General features: G+C 36.7%; 25 protein-coding genes. 18 read left to right on the forward strand and 7 right to left on the reverse strand.

The annotated features are described in order from the left end of the window. Positions 1–2 precede the first annotated feature (2 nt). The 17 genes from rplR (at position 3) to AC6I5C_RS07715 (ending at position 13,473) form a co-directional block, all read left to right on the forward strand. Entirely contained in the window at positions 3–362 is a 360-nt protein-coding gene (gene rplR / locus AC6I5C_RS07635; RefSeq protein ID WP_497904638.1) for a 50S ribosomal protein L18, read from the forward strand. Positions 363–368: 6 nt separating this feature from the next. After that, the gene (gene rpsE, locus AC6I5C_RS07640) at positions 369–893 is read left to right on the forward strand and encodes a 30S ribosomal protein S5 (RefSeq protein ID WP_053975728.1); all 525 of its coding nucleotides are present in this window, start codon (positions 369–371) and stop codon (positions 891–893) included. An 11-nt stretch (positions 894–904) separates the two neighbouring features. Next, the gene (gene rpmD / locus AC6I5C_RS07645; RefSeq protein ID WP_053975727.1) at positions 905–1,087 is read left to right on the forward strand and encodes a 50S ribosomal protein L30; all 183 of its coding nucleotides are present in this window, start codon (positions 905–907) and stop codon (positions 1,085–1,087) included. Between the two features lie 12 nt (positions 1,088–1,099). Next, complete coding sequence (rplO, locus tag AC6I5C_RS07650; protein ID WP_053975726.1) at positions 1,100–1,552, forward strand: 50S ribosomal protein L15; 453 nt, start codon at positions 1,100–1,102, stop codon at positions 1,550–1,552. Positions 1,553–1,565: 13 nt separating this feature from the next. Continuing rightward, positions 1,566–2,909, forward strand: coding sequence for a preprotein translocase subunit SecY (gene secY, locus AC6I5C_RS07655; RefSeq protein ID WP_053975725.1), 1,344 nt, complete (start codon positions 1,566–1,568; stop codon positions 2,907–2,909). 11 nt (positions 2,910–2,920) lie between these two features. Further along, entirely contained in the window at positions 2,921–3,136 is a 216-nt protein-coding gene (infA, locus tag AC6I5C_RS07660; protein WP_026753784.1) for a translation initiation factor IF-1, read from the forward strand. 4 nt (positions 3,137–3,140) lie between these two features. Then, complete coding sequence (gene ykgO / locus AC6I5C_RS07665) at positions 3,141–3,257, forward strand: type B 50S ribosomal protein L36 (RefSeq protein ID WP_008269159.1); 117 nt, start codon at positions 3,141–3,143, stop codon at positions 3,255–3,257. A gap of 2 nt (positions 3,258–3,259) precedes the next feature. After that, positions 3,260–3,634: a 30S ribosomal protein S13 gene (gene rpsM, locus AC6I5C_RS07670; protein ID WP_053975724.1), complete on the forward strand. Its 375-nt coding sequence runs from the start codon at positions 3,260–3,262 to the stop codon at positions 3,632–3,634. A gap of 11 nt (positions 3,635–3,645) precedes the next feature. Beyond that, a complete protein-coding gene (rpsK, locus tag AC6I5C_RS07675) occupies positions 3,646–4,035 on the forward strand; it encodes a 30S ribosomal protein S11 (protein WP_497904639.1) in 390 nt (129 codons plus the stop codon). Between the two features lie 175 nt (positions 4,036–4,210). Continuing rightward, a complete protein-coding gene (rpsD, locus tag AC6I5C_RS07680) occupies positions 4,211–4,816 on the forward strand; it encodes a 30S ribosomal protein S4 (RefSeq protein WP_497904640.1) in 606 nt (201 codons plus the stop codon). Positions 4,817–4,839: 23 nt separating this feature from the next. Beyond that, positions 4,840–5,832, forward strand: a complete 993-nt coding sequence (locus AC6I5C_RS07685) for a DNA-directed RNA polymerase subunit alpha (protein ID WP_053975721.1) — start codon at positions 4,840–4,842, stop codon at positions 5,830–5,832. A 69-nt stretch (positions 5,833–5,901) separates the two neighbouring features. Next, positions 5,902–6,384 carry a 50S ribosomal protein L17 gene (gene rplQ, locus AC6I5C_RS07690; RefSeq protein WP_053975720.1) on the forward strand — a complete coding sequence of 161 codons (483 nt, stop codon included), beginning with the start codon at positions 5,902–5,904 and terminating at the stop codon, positions 6,382–6,384. Positions 6,385–6,632: 248 nt separating this feature from the next. Next, entirely contained in the window at positions 6,633–7,736 is a 1,104-nt protein-coding gene (gene carA, locus AC6I5C_RS07695) for a glutamine-hydrolyzing carbamoyl-phosphate synthase small subunit (protein ID WP_053975718.1), read from the forward strand. A 176-nt stretch (positions 7,737–7,912) separates the two neighbouring features. After that, the gene (eno, locus tag AC6I5C_RS07700; protein ID WP_497904641.1) at positions 7,913–9,202 is read left to right on the forward strand and encodes a phosphopyruvate hydratase; all 1,290 of its coding nucleotides are present in this window, start codon (positions 7,913–7,915) and stop codon (positions 9,200–9,202) included. Positions 9,203–9,443: 241 nt separating this feature from the next. Further along, positions 9,444–11,009, forward strand: a complete 1,566-nt coding sequence (locus tag AC6I5C_RS07705; protein ID WP_497904642.1) for a glycogen synthase — start codon at positions 9,444–9,446, stop codon at positions 11,007–11,009. Positions 11,010–11,190: 181 nt separating this feature from the next. After that, positions 11,191–12,477 carry a citrate synthase gene (locus AC6I5C_RS07710; RefSeq protein ID WP_053975715.1) on the forward strand — a complete coding sequence of 429 codons (1,287 nt, stop codon included), beginning with the start codon at positions 11,191–11,193 and terminating at the stop codon, positions 12,475–12,477. An 81-nt stretch (positions 12,478–12,558) separates the two neighbouring features. After that, the gene (locus AC6I5C_RS07715; RefSeq protein ID WP_497904643.1) at positions 12,559–13,473 is read left to right on the forward strand and encodes a dimethylarginine dimethylaminohydrolase family protein; all 915 of its coding nucleotides are present in this window, start codon (positions 12,559–12,561) and stop codon (positions 13,471–13,473) included. 2 nt (positions 13,474–13,475) lie between these two features. Here AC6I5C_RS07715 and AC6I5C_RS07720 read toward each other — a convergent pair whose 3' ends face one another. The 6 genes from AC6I5C_RS07720 to rsfS form a co-directional block, all read right to left on the reverse strand. Continuing rightward, complete coding sequence (locus AC6I5C_RS07720) at positions 13,476–13,742, reverse strand: acyl-CoA-binding protein (protein ID WP_497904644.1); 267 nt, start codon at positions 13,740–13,742, stop codon at positions 13,476–13,478. Further along, positions 13,742–14,392, reverse strand: coding sequence for a phosphatidylserine decarboxylase family protein (locus AC6I5C_RS07725; RefSeq protein ID WP_076664162.1), 651 nt, complete (start codon positions 14,390–14,392; stop codon positions 13,742–13,744). Before AC6I5C_RS07725 ends, AC6I5C_RS07720 begins: the two co-directional genes overlap by 1 nt. Beyond that, positions 14,382–15,203 (reverse strand): phosphatidate cytidylyltransferase, encoded by an 822-nt coding sequence (locus tag AC6I5C_RS07730; RefSeq protein WP_497904645.1) that lies wholly within the window; start codon positions 15,201–15,203, stop codon positions 14,382–14,384. The genes AC6I5C_RS07725 and AC6I5C_RS07730 overlap by 11 nt, the downstream gene beginning before the upstream one ends. 43 nt (positions 15,204–15,246) lie before the next feature. Then, complete coding sequence (locus AC6I5C_RS07735) at positions 15,247–15,858, reverse strand: LUD domain-containing protein (RefSeq protein WP_076664163.1); 612 nt, start codon at positions 15,856–15,858, stop codon at positions 15,247–15,249. Positions 15,859–15,970: 112 nt separating this feature from the next. Beyond that, positions 15,971–17,899, reverse strand: a complete 1,929-nt coding sequence (gene ftsH, locus AC6I5C_RS07740; protein ID WP_053975709.1) for an ATP-dependent zinc metalloprotease FtsH — start codon at positions 17,897–17,899, stop codon at positions 15,971–15,973. A gap of 10 nt (positions 17,900–17,909) precedes the next feature. Then, on the reverse strand, positions 17,910–18,281 hold the full coding sequence (rsfS, locus tag AC6I5C_RS07745) for a ribosome silencing factor (RefSeq protein ID WP_053975708.1): 372 nt from the start codon (positions 18,279–18,281) through the stop codon (positions 17,910–17,912). A gap of 96 nt (positions 18,282–18,377) precedes the next feature. On the opposite strand from rsfS, the gene AC6I5C_RS07750 reads away from it, so the two are divergent. Next, on the forward strand, positions 18,378–19,109 hold the full coding sequence (locus AC6I5C_RS07750; protein WP_497904646.1) for a biotin--[acetyl-CoA-carboxylase] ligase: 732 nt from the start codon (positions 18,378–18,380) through the stop codon (positions 19,107–19,109). Here the strand turns inward: AC6I5C_RS07750 and AC6I5C_RS07755 are convergent. Next, entirely contained in the window at positions 19,106–19,501 is a 396-nt protein-coding gene (locus AC6I5C_RS07755) for an SRPBCC family protein (protein WP_053975706.1), read from the reverse strand. The genes AC6I5C_RS07750 and AC6I5C_RS07755 overlap by 4 nt on opposite strands. Between the last annotated feature and the right edge of the window lie 21 nt (positions 19,502–19,522).

Genomic DNA, 19,522 nt, shown 5'->3' on the forward strand with positions numbered 1-19,522 from the left:
TTATGGCATTGACAAAGAATCAGAAAAGACTAAGAATAAAAAGCAGAATCCGTAAAATAGTTTCAGGAACTGAAGCTAGACCACGATTGGCTGTATTTAGAAGCAATAAAGAAATTTATGCTCAACTTATAAACGATGTAACTGGTACAACTATCAGTTCTGCATCTTCAAGAGATAAAGACATTAGCGCTGCTGCTGCTGGAAACAAAACTGAAATTGCTGCCTTGGTAGGTAAAGCAATCGCAGAGAAAGCTCTTAAAGCAGGTGTTGATACTATTTCTTTTGATAGAGGAGGATATAAATATCACGGAAGAGTTAAATCATTGGCAGAAGGTGCTAGAGAAGCAGGACTAAAATTCTAAGAAATTATGTATCAAAAATATAAAAACGCAGAATTGGTAAAACCAGGTGGATTAGATCTTAAAGATCGTTTAGTTGGTGTACAAAGGGTTACTAAAGTAACAAAAGGAGGTAGAGCATTCGGTTTTTCAGCTATCGTAGTAGTTGGAGATGAAGCTGGAGTAGTAGGACACGGTTTAGGAAAATCTAAAGACGTTGCTACTGCTATCGCTAAAGCTGTAGAAGATGCTAAGAAAAACTTGGTGAAAATTCCAATTATCAAAGGAACTTTGCCACACGAGCAAAAAGGTAAATTTGGTGGTGCAAGAGTAAATATTATTCCTGCAGCTCCTGGTACCGGGGTAATTGCTGGTGGTGCTGTAAGAACAGTTTTGGAAGCAGTGGGAGTACATGATGTATTGTCTAAATCTCAAGGATCTTCTAACCCTCACAACGTGGTAAAAGCTACTTTTGACGCATTATTACAATTAAGAAGCGCTGAATCTGTAGCTAGGGATAGAGGAATTTCTCTTGAAAAAGTATTTAACGGTTAATTTATAGGACGATGGCAAAAATTAGAGTAACAAAAGTAAGAAGTGCAATCAACCGTACGCAAACCCAAAAGAGAACTTTGGAAGCTTTAGGTTTGAGAAAGATCGGTCAGGTTGTAGAACATGATGCCACTCCAAACATCGTTGGTATGGTGAATAAAGTTAAACATTTAGTTTCTGTAGAAGAAACAAAATAATACAGCATAGAAATGGACTTAAGTAATTTAACACCAGCTGAAGGCTCAGTTAAAAATCAAGGTAAGAGAGTAGGTAGAGGACAAGGTTCTGGAAAAGGTGGTACTGCTACACGTGGACACAAAGGAGCTAAGTCTCGTTCTGGATATTCTAAGAAAGTTGGTTTTGAAGGTGGACAAATGCCTCTTCAAAGACGTGTACCTAAATTTGGATTTACTAATGTTAACCGTGTAGAGTACCAAGGTGTAAACCTTGATACATTACAACAGTTGGTTGATGATAATAAGGTGAAGGATACTGTTGATTTTAATACATTGGTTGAACTTGGTTTGGCTGGTAAAAACGAACTAGTGAAAATCCTAGGTCGTGGAGAATTGAAATCTAAACTAAAAGTATCTGCTCATAAATTTACTGCTTCAGCAAAAGCTGCAATTGAAGCTGCAGGTGGAGAAGCCGTAACTTTATAAGACTTATTAGAGTATGAAATTTATAGACACTTTAAAAAATGTTTGGAAAATAACGGAACTAAAAGACAGGATCGTGCTTACGCTCGGCCTGCTTTTGGTTTATCGTTTTGGTGCACAAGTAGTGCTTCCTGGTATTGATGCATCTCAATTGGGAGGTTTAGCAAACAATACTGAAGATGGACTTCTTGGGCTCTTAAATGCATTTACAGGAGGAGCGTTTGCTAACGCTTCTGTTTTTGCGTTGGGTATTATGCCATATATCTCTGCTTCTATCGTGGTGCAGTTGATGGGAATTGCGATTCCTTATCTTCAAAAGCTACAGAAAGAAGGAGAAAGTGGGCGTAAAAAAATCAACCAGATTACTCGTTGGTTAACCATTGGTATCTGTTTGGTTCAAGCACCAGGATATTTGGCAAGTTTACCTACTTTAGGTATTCCTCAAAGTGCCTTTTTATTGGGTACAGGAGGGATGTTCTATTTTTCATCTATAATCATCTTGGTAACAGGTACTGTTTTCGCAATGTGGTTGGGTGAAAAAATCACCGACAAAGGAATTGGTAATGGTATTTCATTATTGATTATGGTAGGTATCATTGCTAAGTTGCCACAAAACTTCTTGCAAGAATATGCTGCAAGGGTTACACAATCAAACGGTGGTTTGATCATGATCTTGATCGAACTTGTAATTTGGTTGTTGATCATCCTTGGATCTATCATGCTAGTTATGGGAGTACGTAAAGTAGCTGTTGAATATGCTAGACGTACCGCAACTGGTGGTTATGAAAAGAATGTTTTTGGTACCAGACAATTTTTACCTTTAAAATTGAATGCTTCAGGTGTAATGCCAATCATCTTCGCACAGGCAATTATGTTCGTGCCTAGTTTAATTGGGAAATCATTTGGTTCTGGAGCCGTAGGTACATGGATGCAAACACAGTTCTCAGATATTTTCGGATTTTGGTATAACGTGGTATTTGCATTATTGATTATTGTATTTACATATTTTTATACTGCTATTACTGTTCCAACGAACAAAATGGCAGATGATTTAAAGCGTAGTGGTGGTTTTATCCCAGGTATTCGTCCTGGATCTGAAACTTCAGAATATTTGGATAAGATAATGTCGCAAATTACCTTACCTGGTTCTATCTTCTTGGCTTTGATAGCTGTGTTCCCAGCCATCATTGTAAAGCTAATGGATGTACAGGCAGGTTGGGCCTTATTTTTTGGAGGGACATCATTACTAATTATGGTAGGAGTTGCAATAGATACCATGCAACAAGTAAATTCTTACTTGTTAAACAAACACTATGATGGCTTGATGAAAACTGGTAAAAATAGAAAAGCAGTAGCTTAAATTATTATACTATGGCAAAACAGGCAGCAATAGAACAAGACGGATCAATCATCGAAGCATTGTCTAACGCAATGTTCCGAGTTGAGTTGGAGAATGGTCATATTGTGACTGCGCATATTTCTGGTAAAATGCGTATGCACTATATTAAACTGTTACCAGGAGACAAAGTAAAATTAGAAATGAGTCCTTACGATTTAACTAAGGCTAGAATAACTTATAGATACTAATACGATGAAAGTAAGAGCATCAGTTAAAAAAAGAAGCGCAGACTGTAAACTAGTGCGCAGAAAAGGTAGACTTTACGTGATTAACAAAAAGAATCCTAGATTCAAACAAAGACAAGGGTAATTATGGCAAGAATTGCAGGTGTAGACATACCAAAACAGAAAAGAGGAGTTATCTCTTTAACTTATATCTATGGAATAGGTAGAAGTAGAGCGAAAGAAATTTTAGCGGCAGCTAAAGTTGACGAGAGCACAAAAGTACAGGACTGGACAGACGACCAAATCGGAAGCATCCGTGAGGCTGTGGCAGCTTATACTATTGAAGGTGAGCTTCGTTCTGAAACTCAATTGAACATTAAACGTTTAATGGACATTGGATGTTACAGAGGTATTCGTCATAGAGCGGGACTTCCATTAAGAGGTCAACGTACTAAAAACAACTCTAGAACAAGAAAAGGTAGAAGAAAAACAGTTGCAAACAAGAAAAAGGCAACTAAATAATAATTAGTAACATGGCAAAGTCAAATACTAAAATTAAAAAGCGTAAAGTAATTGTTGACTCTATTGGAGAAGCGCACATTGCGGCCTCTTTCAACAATATCATCATCTCTTTGACTAACAAAAAAGGAGATGTTATATCATGGTCATCTGCCGGTAAAATGGGTTTCCGTGGTTCTAAAAAGAACACGCCATATGCTGCGCAATTGGCTGCAGAGGATGCTGCAGGTGTAGCTAAAGAAGCAGGTTTGAAAAAAGTGAAGGTTTATGTAAAAGGACCAGGTAACGGAAGAGAATCTGCTATTAGATCTATCCATAACTCAGGTATCGAAGTATCAGAAATTATCGATGTTACTCCACTACCACACAATGGATGTAGACCTCCAAAAAGAAGAAGAGTATAATTTATTCAGAAATTTTATAATTAATATCAATTGTTTTTACAATTGATATTAATTATTTCTGTTAAATTTGCAAGCTGAAAAATTTATAAACAAGTATTAACGGGAGATTTATTGTTTATCGAAGGATAAGAATAAGACCTTAATTCATAAACACTCCCACAATTAATTTTAACAAATGGCAAGATATACTGGTCCTAAAACTAAGATAGCCCGTAAATTCGGTGAAGCTATCTATGGAGATGACAAGGCTTTTGAAAAAAGAAACTATCCTCCAGGTCAACACGGTGCAAACAAGCGTCGTGGAAAAAAATCTGAATATGCTGTTCAATTGATGGAGAAGCAAAAAGCAAAATACACTTACGGTATTTTGGAAAAGCAATTCAGAAACATGTTTAAAAAAGCAACTGCTGCTCCTGGAATTACAGGTGAGGTATTGTTACAACTTTGTGAGTCTAGACTTGACAACGTAGTTTACAGAATGGGGCTTGCTCCTTCTCGTAGCGGTGCTAGACAGTTGGTTTCTCACAGACACATTACTGTGAACGGTGAAATCGTAAACGTTCCTTCTTACCAATTGAAAGCTGGTGATGTTGTTGCAGTAAGAGAAAAATCAAAATCTTTAGAAACCATTCTAAATTCATTGGCTAATTCTAGTGAAGTTTATGAGTGGATTACTTGGAATAGCGAAACCAAGCAAGGAACTTATGTTTCAGTTCCTGCAAGAGTGCAAATTCCAGAAAATATCAACGAGCAATTCATCGTCGAATTATACTCTAAATAATAACTAGAAACAAAACACACAATATGGCAATATTAAATTTTCAGAAGCCTGACAAAGTAATCATGATTGATTCTACTGATTTTGAAGGTAAATTCGAATTTAGACCTTTAGAACCAGGATATGGATTGACAGTAGGTAACGCTTTAAGACGAGTGTTATTATCTTCTTTGGAAGGATTTGCCATTACATCTGTTAAAATAGAAACCGTTGATCACGAGTTTTCTACCATTGCAGGAGTAGTGGAAGATGTTACAGAAATTATTTTGAACTTAAAGCAGGTTCGCTTCAAGCGCCAAATTGATGAAATCGATAACGAATCTGTTTCTATTTCTATTTCTGGACAAGAGCAAATCACAGCAGGTGATTTTCAAAAGTTCATTTCTGGTTTCCAAGTGTTGAACAAAGATCTAGTGATCTGCAACTTGGATCCAAAGGTGAACATCAACATGGAAATTACTATTGAAAAAGGTAGAGGATATGTACCTGCTGAGGAAAACAAAAAAGCTTCTGCTCCAATTGGTACTATATTTACCGATTCAATTTATACGCCAATAAAAAATGTGAAGTATAGTATTGAAAACTATCGTGTTGAGCAAAAGACCGATTATGAGAAATTGGTTTTTGAAATCATCACAGATGGATCAATACACCCAAAAGATGCTTTAACAGAAGCTGCTAAAATCCTTATTCACCACTTCATGTTGTTCTCTGACGAGCGCATTACCCTTGAAGCGGATGAAATTGCACAAACAGAAACTTATGATGAAGAATCACTTCACATGAGACAGTTATTGAAGACCAAATTGGTTGACATGGACCTTTCTGTAAGAGCATTGAACTGTTTGAAAGCGGCTGAAGTAGACACATTGGGAGATTTGGTTTCTTTTAATAAGAACGATTTAATGAAATTCAGAAACTTCGGTAAAAAGTCCTTGACAGAGTTGGAAGAACTTGTAATTGTTAAGGGATTAAGTTTCGGAATGGATTTGAGCAAATACAAATTAGATAAAGACTAACAAACAAATTCCTTCATAGTTTGCTCCCCAATCCTGGGTTGAGCAAGATGAAGGTTAACATCAAATGTCATGAGACACGGAAAGAAATTTAACCATTTAGGAAGAAAGACAGCTCATAGAAAAGCAATGTTGGCCAATATGGCTTGTTCTTTAATCGAGCACAAGCGTATCAACACCACTGTTGCTAAAGCTAAAGCTTTAAAGCTATTTGTTGAGCCTTTGATTACAAAATCAAAAGAAGACACTACGCACAACAGACGTATTGTTATGGCTCGTTTAAGACAAAAAGAAGCTGTAGCTGAGTTGTTCAGAGATGTTGCTGCCAAAGTAGGCGATCGTCCAGGAGGATACACAAGAATCATTAAATTGGGTAACCGTCTTGGGGATAACGCTGATATGGCAATGATCGAGTTGGTTGATTACAATGAAATCTACAATGCTGGGAAACCAGAAAAGAAAACTACCCGTAGAAGTAGAAGAGGTGGATCTAAAGCTGCTGCTCCTGCACCAGCTGCTGCTGAAACTAAAACTGCAAACGAGGAAGAAGAATAGAAAGTATTTTAATACTTTAAGTTCAAAAGGGATAAACAATTTGTTTATCCCTTTTTTTATGGTCTAATTTTTAATCCTTGACTTAATAAACTTTTATATATAGGTATGGAATATATAGGATAGTAAAACAATGTTTTTGATGTTTAGAAAAGTTTAACTTGTTATAATTCCCTGTCAATTTAAAATATAGCCCCTAACATTTTAGTTTGTCCTTTTTTTTGTGGAAATTTGCAAAACTTTTCGAACAAATGAAGTACAATAAAAGAGACAAAGCTTTAGTATTATTATCTGACGGAACCATTTTTTACGGGAAATCCATCGGACAATCTGGAACTGCTTTTGGTGAAGTATGTTTTAATACAGGAACTACAGGGTATCAAGAGATCTTTACAGACCCATCGTATTTTGGGCAAATCATGGTAGCAACCAATGCCCATATTGGGAATTATGGTACCAAAGAAGAAGAAGTTGAATCTGATTCTATTAAAATTTCAGGTTTGATCTGCAAAAATTTCAGTTTCAATTATTCACGTGAAGCTGCCGATGATTCTTTGAAAAATTTCTTTGAAAAGAATAACGTTTTGGCAATTTCAGATGTGGATACACGTGCCTTGGTAAGCTACATTAGAGAGAACGGGGCTATGAATGCTGTAATTTCTACTGATGTTGACAATATTGAAGGTTTAAAAGAGCAATTGGCTAAAGTACCAGAAATGAATGGTTTGGAGTTGGCATCAAAAGTGTCTACCAAGGAGCCTTATTATTTTGGTGATGAAAACGCTACGTATAGAATTGCTGCGTTAGACTTAGGAATCAAGAAGAATATCCTTCGTAATCTAGCAAAACGTGATGCGTACATTAAGGTATTTCCATACAATGCTACTTTTGAAGAGATGAACGAATGGAATCCTGATGGGTATTTCTTATCTAATGGTCCTGGTGATCCAGAACCTTTGGAAGGAGCTCAAGCGGTTGCAAAGAAAATCATTGAAAGAAACTTGCCGTTATTTGGGATTTGTTTAGGGCATCAAGTAATTGCTTTGGCCAACGGTATTTCTACATACAAGATGCATAACGGCCATAGAGGAATCAATCACCCGGTTAAAAACTTAGCAACTGGAAAAGGTGAAATTACTTCTCAAAACCACGGATTCGCCATTAATAGAGAAGAAACTGAAAGCCACCCAGATATTGAGATTAGCCATGTTCACCTAAATGACAATACGGTAGCAGGGATCAAGATGAAGAGCAAAAATGTGTTCTCGGTACAATACCATCCAGAGGCAAGTCCTGGTCCACACGATTCTTCTTATTTGTTTGATCAATTTATAGAAAACATCAAAAATAAATAATAGAAAAACCTCAAAGAAATTCACTTTTTTTTGAGGTTTTTTTTATTCGAAAACAATGTAGTAAGATTAATGTATAATAATGATTTTGGAGCCATTATTTGGGTAACTATTTCGTAAATTTGTTAAAGAAAAAATAGATAATTAAGTAATAAGTAATCAACCTTAAACTAAGCATTATGAGCATAATAATTAACATTCACGCAAGACAAATATTAGATTCAAGAGGAAATCCAACCGTAGAGGTTGATGTAGTAACGGAAAACGGCGTTATGGGAAGAGCTGCAGTACCATCAGGAGCATCTACTGGTGAGCATGAGGCTGTGGAGCTTAGAGACGGTGGCGATTCTTATATGGGTAAAGGCGTTTTAAAGGCTGTAGAAAACGTAAATTCTGTAATTGCTCAGGAGTTGTTAGGGGTTTCTGTATTTGAACAGAATGTTATCGATAAAATGATGATTGATTTGGACGGAACTCCAAATAAATCAAAATTGGGAGCCAATGCCATTTTAGGAGTCTCTTTGGCTGTAGCAAAAGCGGCTGCTAATGAATTGGGAATGCCTCTTTACAGATATGTAGGTGGTGTGTCAGCTAAGACATTGCCAGTACCAATGATGAACATCATCAATGGAGGTTCTCACAGTGATGCGCCTATCGCGTTTCAAGAATTTATGGTGATGCCAGTAAAGGCTAAAAACTTTACGCACGCTATGCAAATGGGAACAGAAATTTTCCACAACCTTAAAAAAGTATTACATGATAGAGGTTTAAGTACTGCTGTAGGTGATGAAGGAGGTTTTGCGCCTACTTTAGATGGTACAGAAGATGCGATTGAATCTATCCAAAAAGCTGTTGAAAAAGCAGGTTATAAATTTGGTGACGAAGTAATGATTGCTTTGGACTGTGCTTCAGCGGAATTCTATGTTGACGGAAAATACGACTATACTAAATTTGAAGGAGATAAGGGAGTGGTAAGAACTTCTGAAGAGCAAGCAAATTACTTAGCGGAATTGGTGGCTAAATATCCAATTATCTCGATTGAGGATGGTATGGATGAAAACGATTGGGATGGTTGGAAATATTTAACTGAACTTATCGGAGATAAAGTACAATTGGTAGGAGATGACCTTTATGTAACTAACGTAGAGCGTTTGGCTAAAGGTATCGAGAATGGAATTGCTAATTCTATCTTGATTAAAGTAAACCAAATTGGAACACTTTCTGAAACTATTGCAGCTGTAAACATGGCGCACAACGCTGGCTATACTTCTGTAATGTCTCACCGTTCTGGAGAAACTGAAGACAACACAATCGCTGATTTGGCTGTAGCTTTAAATACAGGACAAATTAAAACAGGATCGGCTTCACGTAGTGACCGTATGGCAAAATACAACCAATTGCTGCGTATTGAGGAAGAATTGGGAGATGTTGCTTACTACCCGCAAACAAATGCGTTTAAAGTAAAATAACCATAATTTTAAGTGATAATACATTTAGAAGAGCCCTCTGTGAAAACAGAGGGCTTTTTTATTGCTAGTTAGAAATTATTTTAATTTTAATATTGAAATAATGTGTAAACATTTTATTACTCAATTTATTTTAAGTAATTTATGATAAAATAAAGTACGTTAAGCCAAACCCAAACAATTCAGTGTTGGCATTTCAAAAAAAGCATAAATAAGTCATTAGTTAAAACTAAAACCTCAATACATGCAGTCAAACTTTCTTTTTGTTTCAGCCGAAAATGACGCAATCAAAAACTGTAAAGCAGGGGGGATGGGAGATGTAGTTAGGGATGTGCCTAGGCAGATTGCAGCATTTGGAGATAGAGCCCATGTTGTAACGCCGGCTTATGGCAGGTTGCATGTAAACGGGGAAAAGCTTACCGAGCTACATTTTTCTTATCGTGGCCAAGAAGAAATGGCCGAAGTATACAAGGTTACTCCCAAAAAGGAATATGATAATATTACACATTACGTTATTCATCATCCTGAAATTGTTTCTGGAAATATTGCACATATCTACTTTAACGATCCAGAGCAGCCTTTCTTTACAGATGCCTGTATGTTTTCATTGTTTTGTACGGCCGTTGCCCAATCCATAAAACAAGACGTTTTTGGGCATCTGGATGTTGTACACCTACACGATTGGCATTCCAGTATGGTACTTTTTTTGAGAGCTTACCATCCTGCGTATGGTTTTTTAAATAACATTAGGTTTGTGTATTCCATTCATAATTTAGCTATTCAGGGTATTCGTCCCTTTGAAGGTAGCACGTCCTCCCTAAAGGCCTTTTATCCAGAAGTAGAGTTTGATTACGATCGTTTAAAAGATCCTAGGTACCATGATTGTATTAACCTTATGGCTTTGGGAATTAAGTTTGCAAATGCCGTACATACCGTATCACCCTCGTATAAAGAAGATATAATGAAGCCTAGTGATTTTCCAAACTTTATTGGAGGAGAAGGCCTAGAAGGGTTTTTAAAAGAGGCTAATGATGAGGAGCGTTTGTTTGGAATTTTAAATGGTTGCAACTATAAAAACATCAATTTGGTTCCACATGGTGCTTTTTATGTGAATGCTATTCAAGCTATTTTTGAATGGCTTCAAAATCCGGATAAAGAATACAAATCGCAATTTTTGGTGCATACTGGCGAGAAAATTGTTAAGTTGATTAAAGACCCAGCAAAGTTTGTTTGTGCCAGTGTAGCGAGGCTTACAGAGCAGAAGTTTTATTTTTATAAAAACTCTCCAGAATTATTGATTTCCATTTTAGAAAAGCTTAAACCTGTAAATGGTATATATGTTATTTTGGGTACTGGTGCCCCAGAATACGAGGAGTTGCTTCATAAAATTAGTTACGATTACGAAAATTTTATCTTCTTCAACGGACAGTCTGAGGAAGTTATCGATTCCATCTATACCGAATCCAATCTGTATTTAATGCCTAGTCTTTTTGAGCCCTGCGGTATCAGTCAAATGTTGGCAATGCGGAATGCCCAGCCTTGTTTGGTGCACCATACTGGTGGATTGAAGGATACGGTGAAGCATATGAAAACGGGCTTTGCTTTTGACGGGGCAACTATTAATGAAAAAACACAAAACTTTATTAAGGTGTTCCAAAAGGCTTTGGATGTTTTTTTCAAAGATAAACCCAAGTGGGATGACATCTGTCTTAACGCAAAAGCCCAAAAATTTACATGGAAATCTTCAGTAATAGAATATTACCACAAATTATACAAATTGGAAGTTAACGAGGAAATTTATCAAGAATAAATCCTAGATATTGAAAATAAGACACTTACGAAATTTGTAATTCTAACCTTGTTTTCGGTATCAATTTTATTAATATTTCAATAGTTAAATCCTTTGTTGAGAAGCTTTAATAATCGTGAGATATTTCATAAATTTGGGGCTGTCGTTTCAAGACAACCATTTAAAAACTTTTTATTGAAATATGTCAGATAAAGCTATATTAGAAATTAACGGTCAAAAACATGAGTTTCCTTTAATCAAAGGCTCAGAAGATGAAGTTGCCATCGATATCAAAAATTTACGAAGTGCTACCAATGGAGTAATTACCATTGACCCGGGTTATAAAAATACCGGAGCGTGTGAAAGTGCTATCACATTTTTGGATGGAGAAAAAGGAATTTTGAGATATAGGGGCTATTCTATTGAGGAATTAGCCGAAAAGGCCGATTTCTTAGAAGTAGCTTATTTGTTGATTTTTGGAGAATTGCCAACCCAAGAGCAATTGGACCAATTTCACAGCGATATAAAAAAGCACTCTGTTGTTGATGATGATATTAAAAAGATTGTGGATGCATTTCCTAGATCTGCACACCCAATGGGAGTGTTGTCCTCTTTAACCAGTGCACTTACGGCATTTAACCCTTCTTCGGTAAATGTAGATTCTGAGGAAGAAATGTACAATGCCATTGTTCGAATTTTGGCTAAGTTCCCGGTATTGGTAGCTTGGACAATGCACAAGAAATTAGGATTGCCATTAGATTATGGAGATAAGAATTTGGGTTATGTAGAGAACATTTTGAAAATGTTGTTCAAACAACCAAACGAAGAATATGTTCAAAATCCAATTTTGATCAATGCTTTGGACAAGTTATTGATTCTTCATGCCGATCACGAGCAAAACTGTTCTACTTCTACTGTTAGAATCGTGGGGTCATCTCATGCCGGTTTGTTTGCATCGCTTTCTGCAGGTATTTCTGCGCTTTGGGGACCACTTCACGGTGGAGCTAACCAAGCTGTTTTGGAAATGTTGGAAGCTATTAAAGCAGATGGTGGCGATACCAAAAAATACATGGGGAAAGCCAAAGATAAAGACGATCCATTCCGTTTGATGGGATTCGGACACCGTGTGTACAAGAACTTCGATCCTAGAGCTAAAATCATCAAAAAGGCTGCCGATGAAGTATTGGGAGATTTAGGAATTGAAGATCCTATCTTGGATATCGCAAAAGGATTGGAAAAAGAAGCTTTGGAAGACATGTACTTTGTAGACCGTAAGCTATATCCAAACGTAGATTTCTACTCTGGAATCATTTATAGAGCTATGGGAATTCCAACAGACATGTTTACAGTTATGTTTGCTTTAGGAAGACTTCCAGGTTGGATTGCACAGTGGAGAGAAATGAGATTGCGTAAAGAACCAATTGGACGTCCACGTCAAGTATACGTTGGAGAAACGTTAAGGTCTTTCAAAGAAAGAAAAGACAGATAAAAGATTTTATAAATAGAAAAAACTGCCTTAAAATTGCATACGCTCTTTTTGGGCAGTTTTTTTTTATAATTCATACACTTTATGTTACAATTACATGTTAATGACGAGACGTCACGTCTTAGAGCAGTTGTTTTAGGAATCGCAGAAAGTATCGGTCCCATTCCAACGGAAGAGGAGGCTTATGATCCTAAATCCATAGAACATATCAAAGCAGGTACATATCCTAAAGAAGATGATATGATCAAGGAAATGGACGCTGTGGCTAAAGTGTTTGAAAAGTATGATGTCACTGTTTTTAGACCAAAAACAATCAAGGATTACAACCAAATTTTTGCTCGTGACATTGCTTTTGTGATTGAAGATAAACTGATAAAAGCCAATATCCTACCTGATCGTGAACGTGAGGTGGAAGCCATTCAGCATGTCATTGATCAAATTCCTTCAGAAAATGTGATAACTCTACCTGAAGATTGCCACGTGGAAGGGGGAGATGTGATGTTGTATGGAGATTATATTTTTGTTGGAACCTATTCCGGGCCAGATTATTCCAATTTCATAACGGCAAGAACCAATATGGACGCTGTAATTGCGCTACAAGAGTTATTTCCAGATAAAATAGTGAAGGCCTTCGAACTTCGAAAATCCAACACCAATGCCAAGGAAAATGCCCTTCATTTGGATTGTTGTTTTCAGCCTGTGGGAGAAGATAAAGCAATCCTCCATAAAAATGGATTTTTGGTTGAAAGCGAATACAATTGGTTGGTAGATTTCTTTGGAAAGGAGAATATTTTTGAAATCACTAAAGATGAAATGTATAATATGTATAGTAATGTATTTTCCATCTCAGAAAATGTAGTGATTTCCGAGCGTAATTTTACCAGATTAAACGATTGGCTAAGGTCTAATGGATTTACCGTAGAGGAGGTGCCTTATGCCGAAATAGCAAAGCAGGAAGGCTTGTTGCGCTGCTCTACGATGCCTTTAATAAGAGATTAGGTTTATTTGCGGTAAAGAAAGTAGTTTTTTACCAAATCAATATAAATACGCTTGGCTTCTTCACGGCTTACATTTTGAACCTGGAAAAGCGCATTGGTTTTAAAAGCATTGATGATAGGCTTTCGGCTACTTGGCCGACCATAATCTCCTGTAGCCTTTTTATAGTAGGCGTAAAGACGCAATAAGAAGTCTGCGGGAAAAGGTTCCGTATAGCTGTTAACCATTTTTACGGCTTCCTTAAACTCAATATCCAATTCTTCAGATGTCATTATATCTCAGCTATAATGCTTTCGCCTCCTTTTACAACTTGATTAAGGCTTACTTTTATATCGGCATCTAGGGGTAAAAATACGTCTACTCTAGAGCCAAATTTAATAAAGCCAGAATCGGCTCCTTGTATAGCTTTATCATTTTCTTTGGCATAGTTTACAATACGTTTTGCCAAAGCTCCTGCAATTTGACGGTAAAGTACGTTTCCAAAGGTGGGACTGTTTACCACCACTGTCGTGCGCTCGTTTTCTTCACTTGCCTTTGGGTGCCATGCCACCAAATATTTTCCTGGATGGTATTTGCTGTACACTACATTTCCTCCTACTGGGTAGCGGGTTACATGCACATTGATTGGAGACATGAAAACAGATACTTGTATACGCTTTTCATTGAAGAATTCTTTTTCAAAAACTTCTTCAATAACGACCACTTTACCATCAACAGGGGAGAGGGCGTGGTGCTCGTTTGCGACCGTGTTTCTTTTTGGGTTTCTGAAAAACTGTAAAATCAAAATCAAGAAAACCAAAGCTGCCAACATTAAAACAGTTCTTAGCCATGGCAATTGAACAGTGTAATCAATGGTCATTAATAAAGCAACTACAATAACCAGTGTGATGAAAATAATTTTATGCCCTTCTTTATGAAACATAGGTAATAAATCTTAAATATAAATAGATAAAAGGTGCTGCAAATATAATGCTGTCCAAACGGTCCAGTAATCCACCGTGACCAGGCATAATTACCCCGCTATCCTTTACGTTAGCTTGTCTTTTGAACTTAGATTCTATCAAATCCCCTAAAGTCCCAAAAACACTTGCAATAATTGCCATAGCAAGCCAGTTGTTGAACGTTAAGGTATCTGTAAATTTAGCAATAAAATAGCTAGCTACACAGGAAAAAAACAATCCTCCTAAAAATCCTTCAACGGTTTTCTTAGGAGAAACTTTGGCAAAGAGTTTTTGTTTTCCAAAATTCTTTCCAACCAAATAAGCAAAGGTATCATTGGTCCACAAAAGAATAAAGGTTCCCAAAAGCAGTAATGGAGTAAAAGTGTGGTGTAGGTTGGCAATTAAAAACAAAAACACAAAACCACTGGACAAATAAAATGTGGTGATGATGTATCTCTTAGAACTGAAAAGAGGAATGGTTTTTTCAGAAAACAAATCCTTAATCAAAAATAATTGCACAAAGATGGTGATGACATGAAGTATTTGAATAGAATCATTAAATCCAGATTTAGAATTCAAAATGGAAACCCAATATCCAAATACAAAATATAAGATTGTAAAGATGATGTAAGGTAGAAACTTTTGTAGCCCAATCAACTTTTTGAACTCTGCCAAGCAAACTAGACCAAACAGGTAAAATAAAATTGCCAATGCCCATTTCCAACAAAGAGAAAGCATGAGCAAGCTAACGTATAAAATACCGGATAGAGTCCTAGTAACAAGTTCTTTCATGAATTGTTTTTATATGCTTAGAAGAAAGGATTAAGATGTCCGCCTATAAATCCTCTAGAAGGAGCAAATATAAGTTTTTTGAACTACTTCCGTAGGAAAGGAAATCTTTATCTTCAGTAGGGGCCTTAAAGTGCTTAATGGTAGTAATGTTGGTAGGGATTTTTTCCTTGTTTTTCCCTTTTATACCCCTAAGACCTTCGCCAATATTTTCAACAAATTGGCTTGTGGTAGCATAAATGATAAAATTTGAGGGAAGTTCAATAAGCTTTTTCTCGGCAATTTGATTGGATGAAATCAATAAGGAACCATCATCAGAAATCAAATATTCACAAGTAGATAAAAAGTAGGTAGCCTCAGAAAGGTTTTTGGTAGACTGGTATTGCATTCCTTTGAAAAGCTCTTTTAAGCGATCGTCCAAAAGTAAAACCGATTCATTCTGCCAGTCATTTTCACTTAAAATCAATCTAAGGCTATCTCTTATTTCGTCAAGATTTTCACAATACAGGAATTTACCACCATTAGCCTTAAAATTGATCGTGAATCTTTCATCTACAGGTAGCTTGATCTCCGGCATGTACTTGCCTCTCTCTTCGTTTTTTATGTTATCCTCTTCATTATCAGACTTAAGTCCGAAGATTTTACGAAATAGACTCATGTATGAATTGCTATTAACCCGGGTTATTCGTATTGTATTAATTCAAATATAAAAAAACTTAAAGTAACACATGGTTAATTTAAGTTTTTTATAAAAACATTAGGTGTTTTTCCTAAGCTTCTTTTTCCTTTTCAAAAGGTCTTTTTCCAAATATTTTTTCAAGGTTATCTTTGAAGATGACTTCTTTGTCAAGGAGGACTTCAGCTAGTTCCGTAAGCTTGTCTTTGTTCTCTTCAAGAATCTTGATAGCACGAGCATATTGCTCTTCAATGATATCTGAAATTTCCTTATCAATCAACTCAGCAGTTTGCTCGCTATAAGGTTTTGTAAAGCCATATTCTGACTGTCCTGAGGAATCGTAATAGGTTAAATTACCCACTTTATCACTAAGGCCATAAATGGTTACCATAGCTCTTGCTTGTTTGGTTACCTTTTCAAGATCGCTCAAAGCTCCAGTAGAAATTTTGTCGAAAATTACTTTCTCAGCAGCTCTACCTCCAAGGGCAGCACACATTTCATCCAACATTTGTTCTGGGCGTACAATTAAGCGCTCTTCAGGTAAATACCAAGCAGCACCAAGCGATTGTCCACGTGGTACAATGGTTACTTTTACCAAAGGGGCAGCGTGTTCCAACATCCAGCTTATAGTGGCGTGACCAGCTTCGTGATAAGCCACGGCACGTTTTTCTTCAGGAGTGATGATTTTGTTCTTCTTCTCCAAACCTCCAACGATACGGTCCACAGCATCTAAAAAGTCCTGCTTATCTACCGCTTTTTTGCCATTTCTAGCAGCAATTAAAGCCGCTTCGTTACATACGTTGGCAATATCCGCTCCAGAGAATCCTGGGGTTTGTTTGGCAAGGAAATCGATATCCAATTTTTCAGATTGCTTAATAGGTCTTAAGTGTACCTCAAAAATTTCCTTACGTTCTCTTACGTCTGGAAGATCTACAAAAATCTGGCGGTCGAAACGACCAGCACGCATAAGCGCTTTATCCAAAACATCGGCTCTGTTGGTAGCGGCCAATACAATAACGTTGGTATTGGTTCCAAAACCATCCATTTCAGTCAAAAGTTGGTTAAGCGTATTTTCACGTTCGTCATTAGACCCTGAGAAATTGCTTTTTCCACGAGCTCTACCAATGGCATCAATTTCATCAATAAAGATGATAGAAGGTGATTTCTCTTTAGCTTGCTTGAACAAGTCTCTTACTCTAGAAGCACCAACTCCTACGAACATCTCCACAAAATCCGATCCAGACAATGAGAAGAATGGTACTTTGGCTTCACCGGCAACAGCTTTAGCCAATAAGGTTTTACCTGTTCCCGGAGGTCCTACCAATAAGGCTCCTTTTGGGATTTTACCTCCCAAAGAGGTGTATTTTTCCGGGTTTTTAAGGAAGTCTACAATTTCTTGTACTTCTTCCTTAGCACCTTCCAATCCGGCTACATCTTTAAAAGATGTTTTTACATCAGTCTTTTCATCAAAAAGTTTGGCTTTCGATTTTCCAATATTGAAAATCTGCCCTCCAGCACCACCGCCTCCACCAGAAGACATACGACGCATAATAAATACCCAAACGGCAATAATCAATACAAACGGTAATAAAGAGATAAGGAAATTGCCCCAAAGGTTTTCCTCGGTTTTATATTTTACCTCTGTAGTAAGGTTATTGTCCTTAATGGTTTCGTTAATTCCTTTTTCGAAGTTTTGTAAATCTCCAAATTCAAAAGAATAGTTAGGTAAAGGCGCAACCGTAGGTAAGATACTGTTTGGAATGGTTTTTTTGTGAACCTCCTTTTTCTCGGCTTCGTCAGTTAGGTAGACCTTAGCTTCTCTTTTATTGATGATTTCAATTTTGGAAACATCCCCATCTTTCAGAAATTCCAAAAACTGTTGGGGTGTGGTAGTGGATGTAGTTTCACTGCCAAAACCTCCAAATAATAATTGTACAGCTAAAATCCCCAATATTGCGATTCCATAGATCCAATAGAGGTTAAATTTTGGTTTTTTGTTGGTGTTCTTATTGTCGTTTGCCATTAATGCTCTTTTAGTAACTTGTTTCTATAACTGTTGTTTTTGCGTCTCCCCAAAGGCTTTCTATGTCATAGTACTCTCTAACGTGTTTTTGGAACACGTGTACAACAACGTTCACATAATCGATAAGTACCCACTCGGCATTGTCGACACCTTCAACATGCCAAGGGTTATCTTTAAGTGTTTTACTAACCTTTTTTTGGATGGAATTGACTATGGCGTTTACCTGTGTATTGGAAGTTCCTTCGCAAACAATAAAATAATCACAGACAGTGTTTTCAATTTCTCTTAAATCTAGAATTGTAATCTCCTTCCCTTTAACATCTTCAATACCAGCTAATATCGTTGCTATTAGTTGATCTACATTACTGTTTTTTTTAGCCATTAAATTGATTTAGTTTTGTGCAAAGTTATTATTTTTTTAGTTCTTTTGAACCTTAAATTTTATTAAGAAAAATATAAAGTAATAAATATTTCCTTTATGCACATTATCAAACTTAGTGCCATTGACTCAACCAATTCCTATTTACGGCAGTTAAGTGCTGCTCAATTACTTGAGGATTACACGGTTGTTATGACTGATAGACAAACAGAAGGGCGCGGGCAAATGGGGACTCAATGGGATGCTCAAGAGGGTAAAAACCTTACTGTTAGCGTGCTTAAGGACATTTCTTTTTTGAAAATTGAAGACCAATTTTTCATCAGTATGGCCGCCGCTTTGGCAATCTCTGATGTCTTGAAATATTTTGGATTAAAAAGGGTAAAGGTAAAATGGCCAAACGACATTTTGTCAGAAAACAAGAAAATTGCTGGCATTCTTATTGAAAATGTCATCAAACAAAATCAAATCCAGTATACCATTATTGGGGTAGGACTTAATGTTAATCAAACGGAATACCCCGATTTGCCCAAAGCGTCGTCCATGCGTTTAACTTCCGGAAATGTTTTTGATCTAGATGAAGTGTTGAATAAGATAATCAATAAAATGGAGTATTATTTTACGATGCTCGAAAATGGCGAGACCAAAGAACTTAAAAGGTTATATGAAAAGCGACTGTTCAGAATAAATAAGCCTTCAACATTTAAGGATGTTGAAGGCCATCTATTTGCGGGTTTTATAAAAGGTGTGACGGACTCTGGGAGTCTTGAAGTTCTTTTGGAAGATGAAGTCCTTAAAACATTCGATCTTAAAGAAATTACCTTATTGTATTAAACCGTTGTTGTCATTTTGGTTACAAGCGTCTCTATGAACTTGGAGATAGGCCCTTTGACCATCATGGCCATCATAGGGTTGAAATCGCCTGCAAATGCTAGCTGAACTTCACTTTTGTTATCAGCAGTTTCAGCAATAGATCCGGTTAAAGAAAAGTCCATCTTGCCACCGGCTGCACCTAATACAATTTTATTCGGGGCGATAGTTTCTTTCTTTTTGAGTACGATTTCCGGCATACCTTTAAGTGCAAACAAAAAGGTGTCGTCCCCTAAAATTTCAAATTTGCTAATGTTTTCAGGCATTAACTTTTCAAAATTTTTCACTTCCGATAAGAAATCAAAGGTTTCTTGAGGGGTTTTATCTACAATTACTTTTGGGGATTCTAAATTCATGTCGTTTTTTTATTAAGCTAT

It is taken from the genome of Mangrovimonas sp. sgz306409, assembly GCF_059735265.1.